The organism is Nodularia sp. UHCC 0506 (assembly GCF_034931045.1).
Lineage (GTDB): Bacteria > Cyanobacteriota > Cyanobacteriia > Cyanobacteriales > Nostocaceae > Nodularia.
The window spans coordinates 1-6369 of the sequence record NZ_JAYGHH010000091.1; the positions used below are offsets into that span (position 1 = coordinate 1).

Genomic DNA, 6369 nt, shown 5'->3' on the forward strand with positions numbered 1-6369 from the left:
GTGGATGAATTGCTGAAAGTCGAGGATACAGTACCGGGATTTTACCATCTGTTATCTGAAGCGGTCTTACCTATGGAAGAGGTTATGTTTTCCTAGCGATGGCGTACCCGCCCGCCGTAGGCGATCGCATTTGACGGCTCCCAAGAAAAATATTCAGCGTCCAGCACCGGGGCTGTCTCTCATCTGGCGAAAATTCCGGCGGACAGCTAGAACCCTATCAGGGAGCGTGTTTTCTTCCCAAAAATGAGGGCAAAATAGGACAGTCTCGGACAAAATGAGGACAAAATGAGTACACCCAGGACAGAAAATAACTGAGGTCATCGACTTAGCCGCATTGGTTCCCAGTGGGGTAGATGTGGTTTGATTCTTCACAGCGCGGTTTTTGTCCAGTCTTACACTTGACATTTTATGATTGTCAAGTACGCTACTGGACAAGCCAAGATGAAAAACCAAGACACCGAACTGATTAAAATCGCTAGTCTACAAGCCAGATACGGGTTAGAGTCAAGACAAGCGGTATACGACCGAATAAACGGACTGGACATAAAACCAGTGGCACGGGGTAAAATCACCCCACAGCAGTTAGAGTTACTGGACAAACTTGACAAGCATATTAGGGGTGGGGGTGCGATAGCTAATTTTCCTATTCAGCCAGAGTTTGAAGTACCCGCACTGGAAAAACTTGACAATCAACTAGACAAACTTGACAACGAACTAGACAACAGCGAAAACCTAACCGCTATCAGTCTTATGGCTGGTTTGGTTGAGAAAATGATGGGGTATATGGGGAATAAGCGGTCTGCTTTGTCTGAGTATGAGGAATTAGAAAAAGCTGTAACTTATAAGTGGATACTGAGTACAGGCAAGGTTAAAGAATTGATTGGTGTTACTCCCAGGGTGGGTAAAGATGAAATGACCTTTGTGTGGGGTAGCTTTACTTTCACCAAAGCTGGGAAGCTGGGTAATCAGATGGGGTGGTTGGTTAGTAAAAATTTTAAATAGAGGTTTTACTTTATAAACTAAGTTTAAGCTAATTCAAAATTGGTAATTATACTTTTAATAGTTTTTATACATTGCTCAAATGTAGGACATTCATCTTCTGTAGCGTAAGACATTCCTGTTACAAATTGTTGGTATTCATCATTATAAATAGGATCTGACTCTAACTCATACAACATTTTTGGTAAAAATTCTACTGTGGGTATTGCTAAAGATTGAATTTTTCCTCTATTTTCTTTAAAGTCCTCTTGCATAAAGTCGGAAACCAAGCTTGAGAAGTCTTGGTAATCTTCAATTGTTTGATTTAATGCTGTTAAATCATATAAATGGCGAATAAGAGATGGATCATCCTGTTCGCTTTCTCGATTTCTAGTCAAAACTCGCCAAGTTAAAGCACTTAATTTTTCTGCTGCTGTTTCTAAAGGCGAAATACAAGCAATTAATGGGACTTCTGGTGATTGTTCCATTGCTTGAGATATAAAAGATATTAAAGTTTTTTCTTCAACAGGTAAGACAGGTGAAATAAAATTAATATCTAATTTTATATAAGGACGAAGCGCAATAGATTGGTCAAATTTTCGTTTGTAAGAAATGTTGCAGCTAAATTGGCGATTGTTATTACGCGCTTTTACTTCATCCAATGACCAATCTAAGCTGCTATTACGAATTACGTCTAAAATTTGTTCTTTATACAGACTGCGTTGTTGCCGATTATGTTTTGAAACTGGCAAAATAACCTTAAAATCAAGGTCTTCTGAAAAACGCTTAATTAACGCAAATCCTTTAGATAAGCTAGTTCCACCTGCAAACACTAATTTTATACCAAGCTTATCAACAGTAATCAAGGCAGCTATTATTCTCATAGCATACCAATCCTTTTCAACAAAGGAAGGATCAACACCCAGATCACTGGCAATAATTTCTAATAAGCTTGGATCAATAGATGCACTCACAAAATGTAGATTAAGCGACGTATTCAAAGGTTACAAATTTACCATCATAGCCAAAATTAAGGTCAACAGGTTTTTTAACCCCAATGACACGTCCGGTTGGGACTTGGGTTGTCCGCCCTTCGTTATAAGCTTTGTCATAGCTTGACGGTACGACTTCTATGTTTAAGTATCCCAAAAACTCAGTTGCTAATTCACGTAATGCTTTGCGAGGCACTATACGTTTTGATAAAGGAGAAATAACTGCTTTGGCATAAAGATTCTCACCCATTGCAATGATTTTGCCTTTATTTTCTAACTCATTAAGACTACGCCCAATAACTTGGCTATCACTAGCGATGTCTTGGAAATCCTCACTCAAAAAGACATCACGGGTGCTATCGTCGATTTTACGAGCTATCGCGTCTTCTATTGTGTTAAGGGTTTTCATCTTTTTTACTCTCTTGTTACGGAGAAAATCTTGGTTACTTCTAATACAGCTTTGAGTGGTTTTGAGTGGGTTTGAGTAAGTTGGAATGGGTTCGAGGGTCATACCACTCAACACCACAAATTAAATTACATATAATTCAACTTTAGGTGAAAAACTGTATTTTCGCAAATTTTTAGTGAGTAACTAAAAACCCCGTTATAACCTTTATATATGTTTAAACCCGTCTAATCTTGGTTCAAATCCTGGGGTGTAGACTCCGGTGTAGAGATGTCGGTAAAATTCCATTTACCGACTTCACCAGCAGGTGACAGCATCGACAAAGCAGCAGCCGCCCCCAACACCTGCTGATCACTCACCTCTAAATATCTCTGTAACTGTTCTAAATTCCTATGCCCTGACAATTCCTGAATTACCCTTAACGGGATGCCAGCGTTACTCATCTGGGTTAAGGCAGTACGCCGGAAGCTGTGCGTACTCACTCCTATAATTCCTACTTGTTCGCAAGCTTTCCTTAAAATACGCGCTGCTGAGTCATGGCTGATATGTCCGTTGCTACGACCGGGAAACAGGTAAACATTCCCAGCTAGTCGGGAATAATCAGACAATAACCGCCGCAAGTCTTCAATCACTGGGATAGACCTTGTGGCCAGTTTGCCTTTAGTGTTTGACTTCCTGATCACGAATTGCGCTCTAACTTCACCCTTGGGGGTGTAGATGTCTTGAGTTTGCAGCGTTACACATTCTCGGATTCTACAGGCACTAAACAGGCACACACCAAACAGCATTCTATCCCGGTCATTGTTCAATCCGTGGGTAAAAATTAACTGTATCTCTTGCTGTGTAATAACTTTGGCGCGTCCGTGCCTGTTGATTTTCATGGCTTGACTGTAAACCCTGTGATCTACAGCCTACAACGGTTGAGAACTGTTTGAGTTTTAATCTGACTATTAAAAATTTCCAAAACTTAGTCAAGGTAAATGCAGTTCAAGAAAAATTAATTTTGGCGGAAAAACTTACCAAAGTTTATGGCGTAGCGTGCGGTAGTTTTTTTGGGATTTTAGAGATTTCAATCTTGGGGAGAAATTGGGAATTATTGGGAATGTTTGGGAGCCGTGGGGAATCACTGGGAAGATTGGGGAAATATTGGGAGTTTTCAGTTTGATGAGAATTGTGTCAATAAACCTGCTGAATATTTTCTACTTTGGGAAATTTTGGGGAAGATTGAAAAACCGTTGGGAATTACTGGGAGAATCTGGGGAGACTTTGGTTACTGTTGGGGAAAGTTGGGAGAAAGAGGGACACTAACTTTCTTCTACTAGTTTTCATTTGCAAGTGTAATCTTTCCGCTAACTAATTCCCCGCAAGGGGACTGAAACAGTTACAGGCTCATCTCAAGGGGCTAGTACAGTACGGCTTAAATAAATAGACCATTAAATAGCCAAGACTTTACCCTTATATGTCCACTTAAAAGGTTTAGCCATTGTTTTATTAAAGTAGTCAATAAAATTGAGAATTCGAGCTTTCAAATCATCCTGACTGGTGAAACTGGCTCTTTTTAGTAGTTTACGAACTAAAATACTGAACCAAACTTCAATTTGATTGAGCCAAGAGGAATGTTTTGGGGTGTAATGGAAAACGATTTTATGTGTTGGGTCTTTCAAAAAAGCAGATGTCGCCTCACCGCATCCGGCACAGTGCAATTACTGCCGCTCTTGATGCCACCTATGGGAACGTGCGGAAAGTGCAAAAACTCAGCCGTCACCGCCAGCTGGATACATTTTATCTATGCCAATCAGAATGTTACTAGCAGGTCACAAAGTCCTTATCGCAAGTTTCTGCATGGCTGCTCATTTGACCCCGTTAAGTATTGAGATGAAAGTTAAATTGAACACGTTGCATACTGTAATTTCCTTTCTGATTTACGCCGGAATGAAAGCATGTATCAAAGTTTTGAGGAATTGTTGGAAGGAGTATCTTATTAGTTAGTTTTCTGTGTTACTCCTGTTATTAATTTTGTTGATCGCATTGGCAGCAAAATGACAAACTATGCGTTCTTGATCTCCCAATGCTTTTGTGAGAGCCGGAATTGCTGATTGAGCAACAGAACCAAATTCACCTAAAGCTTCAGCAGCACGAAAGCGAACGCTTCTATCTTCATCTTCTAAACTTAGAATGAGGGCAAGTAAACTCTTTTGGTCTGTTACTCCGATTCTACCCAATGCGAAAGCCGCACATTGGCGAACAGTTGCCTCACTATCTTGCAAGACTTGAACAAGGGCATCAGTAGCCTGTTTCGCTTCTGCCCCCATTTCTCCCAGGGCGGCGGCGGCATTTAAACGAACACCGTGATACTCGTCCTGCAAAGCTTTCACAAGGTAAGGAACAGCTTCTCGCGCGACTAATCCCAGGTTTCTCAAAGCAGCAGCAGCATTATTACGAACACTGATATTTTCATCCTGCAAAGCACTCATGAGTGCTGTAATAGTAGGGGAGGTAGCTGTTTCAATTTGGGACAAGCCCAGAGTAGCACCTATACGAACGTCCGCATTTTGATCCTGTAAACATTTGGTGAGAGCAGCAACTACATGTTCTTCTAGTGATGGAATATGCCCAAGAGCCTCAGCAGCCATTCTCCGTACACCTGCGTCCTGATCTTCCAAAGCTTCTAATAATGCAGGAACTGCTTCTTGTGCTTTTGATCCAAGCCGCGCTAGAGCATACGTACTTCGTTTGCGAATGGCTGTTTCTTCATTCTTTAGATTTTCAATTAAGGATAAAATTTCTGCATCGATAGACATCTGCGCTTATTTAGATATTTACTACTTACTTTGTATTTTAAATAATAAAGCAAGTAAACAAGGCTAATTTAATAGCTGTTTATGCCATTGAGCTTCAAATGCTTGACAGAAATCATCTACGTGGCAAAACATCTAAAATAAACACAGGGCAGGATGCTGGATTTTTCGTTATTTTCAGCTTACTACATATCTCTTTCTTTATCCCGAACTTAAGTTATTATATAGCAATCCGAATTGAAACGTGAGAAAATACAAAAATTAAAACAATCTATTTTATAGATTTTTCAGCGATTTTACCTCTCACAAATGATTCCAGATTGCTATATGCAATTCTAAGTAAATATGCTGCCTATAGCAAGTGATGAGTTGCTCTCCGGTTTATACTATGTATGTTACGGCTACGTTCGTAATAGAACTTTAGGCTCAAAGCAGCTAGGCTAATCATAATTAGCCCCATAACCAAATTTGGTTCAGGTATTTTATTGGGGTTCTCGTCGATCAGAATAAAAGCAAGTTCATGATTTTCTTGGTCTGCCAAAATTCGTGCACCTGTCATCAAACGGATCACCTGGCCGTATGCAGGCTGCATTGATTGAAATTCAAATGGCGATGGAAAGGTTCCAAAATTGTTGGTCAGTCTAGTCTCATAGAAAAGTGCATAATATCCTACTCCTCCAGTACATTGAGCTTGATTTCCAAAGTTAAAGGTGTAAAAGTCGCTAAGACCTGAAATTATTCCTGGTGTTCCAAAACCACAAGGGAAATCTACATTTGGATTAGGAAATGTAAAAGGATTGAAGTATAGTAATGGGTTATTAGTTTCTATTGTTACAGAACCAGTACCTTGTTGTACAACAGCAGTGGTTATTCCTCTGACGGTTCCTACCTGATTATCAATTAGTAATAGGTCTGGGAAAAAATCAACGTTCTGAAAAGTTTCAGCACGCACTTCAGAAGTAATGCTTAGTGGAAAGAAAATACTGATTACGGTTGCGATAACACGTAAGTAATCCAGCTTTCTTTGTATAAAATTACATTTCATGCACTAATCTCCTATTAACAATCCCCTGGTTTTAAACCGCATCCCACAGGGTAAAAAGTTGGGGGCGGTTTCTTAGCAATTTATCAAAGTGCTATGGGAACTGCTGTTTTTTTCTTTCTCAATTTTGGCTGAAAAAACTTACCAAAGTTT

The 6369-nt window shown here is 39.8% G+C and carries 8 protein-coding genes; 2 read left to right on the top strand and 6 right to left on the bottom strand.

The annotated features are described in order from the left end of the window. Nucleotides 1-408: 408 nt before the first annotated feature. Nucleotides 409-1002: a hypothetical protein gene (locus VB654_RS24900; RefSeq protein WP_323216515.1), complete on the top strand. Its 594-nt coding sequence runs from the start codon at nucleotides 409-411 to the stop codon at nucleotides 1000-1002. Between the two features lie 23 nt (nucleotides 1003-1025). Here the strand turns inward: VB654_RS24900 and VB654_RS24905 are convergent, their stop codons facing one another. From VB654_RS24905 to VB654_RS24915, 3 genes are all read right to left on the bottom strand, one after another. Beyond that, nucleotides 1026-1952 carry a nucleotidyl transferase AbiEii/AbiGii toxin family protein gene (locus tag VB654_RS24905; protein ID WP_323216516.1) on the bottom strand — a complete coding sequence of 309 codons (927 nt, stop codon included), beginning with the start codon at nucleotides 1950-1952 and terminating at the stop codon, nucleotides 1026-1028. Nucleotides 1953-1962: 10 nt separating this feature from the next. Further along, on the bottom strand, nucleotides 1963-2379 hold the full coding sequence (locus VB654_RS24910) for a hypothetical protein (protein ID WP_323216517.1): 417 nt from the start codon (nucleotides 2377-2379) through the stop codon (nucleotides 1963-1965). A 224-nt stretch (nucleotides 2380-2603) separates the two neighbouring features. Further along, a complete protein-coding gene (locus VB654_RS24915; RefSeq protein WP_323216518.1) occupies nucleotides 2604-3257 on the bottom strand; it encodes a site-specific integrase in 654 nt (217 codons plus the stop codon). 50 nt (nucleotides 3258-3307) lie between these two features. Here VB654_RS24915 and VB654_RS24920 point away from each other — a divergent pair, with 50 nt between their 5' ends. Continuing rightward, nucleotides 3308-3541 carry a hypothetical protein gene (locus VB654_RS24920; RefSeq protein WP_323216519.1) on the top strand — a complete coding sequence of 78 codons (234 nt, stop codon included), beginning with the start codon at nucleotides 3308-3310 and terminating at the stop codon, nucleotides 3539-3541. 268 nt (nucleotides 3542-3809) lie between these two features. On the opposite strand, the gene VB654_RS24925 is transcribed toward VB654_RS24920, so the two are convergent. From VB654_RS24925 to VB654_RS24935, 3 genes are all read right to left on the bottom strand, one after another. Further along, nucleotides 3810-4079 (bottom strand): transposase, encoded by a 270-nt coding sequence (locus tag VB654_RS24925; protein ID WP_323216520.1) that lies wholly within the window; start codon nucleotides 4077-4079, stop codon nucleotides 3810-3812. Between the two features lie 282 nt (nucleotides 4080-4361). Further along, nucleotides 4362-5177 (bottom strand): HEAT repeat domain-containing protein, encoded by an 816-nt coding sequence (locus VB654_RS24930; RefSeq protein WP_323216521.1) that lies wholly within the window; start codon nucleotides 5175-5177, stop codon nucleotides 4362-4364. Between the two features lie 349 nt (nucleotides 5178-5526). Beyond that, nucleotides 5527-6219 (bottom strand): hypothetical protein, encoded by a 693-nt coding sequence (locus tag VB654_RS24935; RefSeq protein WP_323216522.1) that lies wholly within the window; start codon nucleotides 6217-6219, stop codon nucleotides 5527-5529. Nucleotides 6220-6369 lie beyond the last annotated feature (150 nt).

Excerpts from the sequence above, each read along its gene's own strand:
- VB654_RS24930 (WP_323216521.1), bottom strand. The coding sequence starts at position 5,177 with ATGTCTATCGATGCAGAAATTTTATCCTTAATTGAAAATCTAAAGAAT.
- VB654_RS24910 (WP_323216517.1), bottom strand. The coding sequence starts at position 2,379 with ATGAAAACCCTTAACACAATAGAAGACGCGATAGCTCGTAAAATCGAC.
- VB654_RS24915 (WP_323216518.1), bottom strand. The coding sequence starts at position 3,257 with ATGAAAATCAACAGGCACGGACGCGCCAAAGTTATTACACAGCAAGAG.
- VB654_RS24900 (WP_323216515.1), top strand. The coding sequence starts at position 409 with ATGATTGTCAAGTACGCTACTGGACAAGCCAAGATGAAAAACCAAGAC.
- VB654_RS24935 (WP_323216522.1), bottom strand. The coding sequence starts at position 6,219 with ATGAAATGTAATTTTATACAAAGAAAGCTGGATTACTTACGTGTTATC.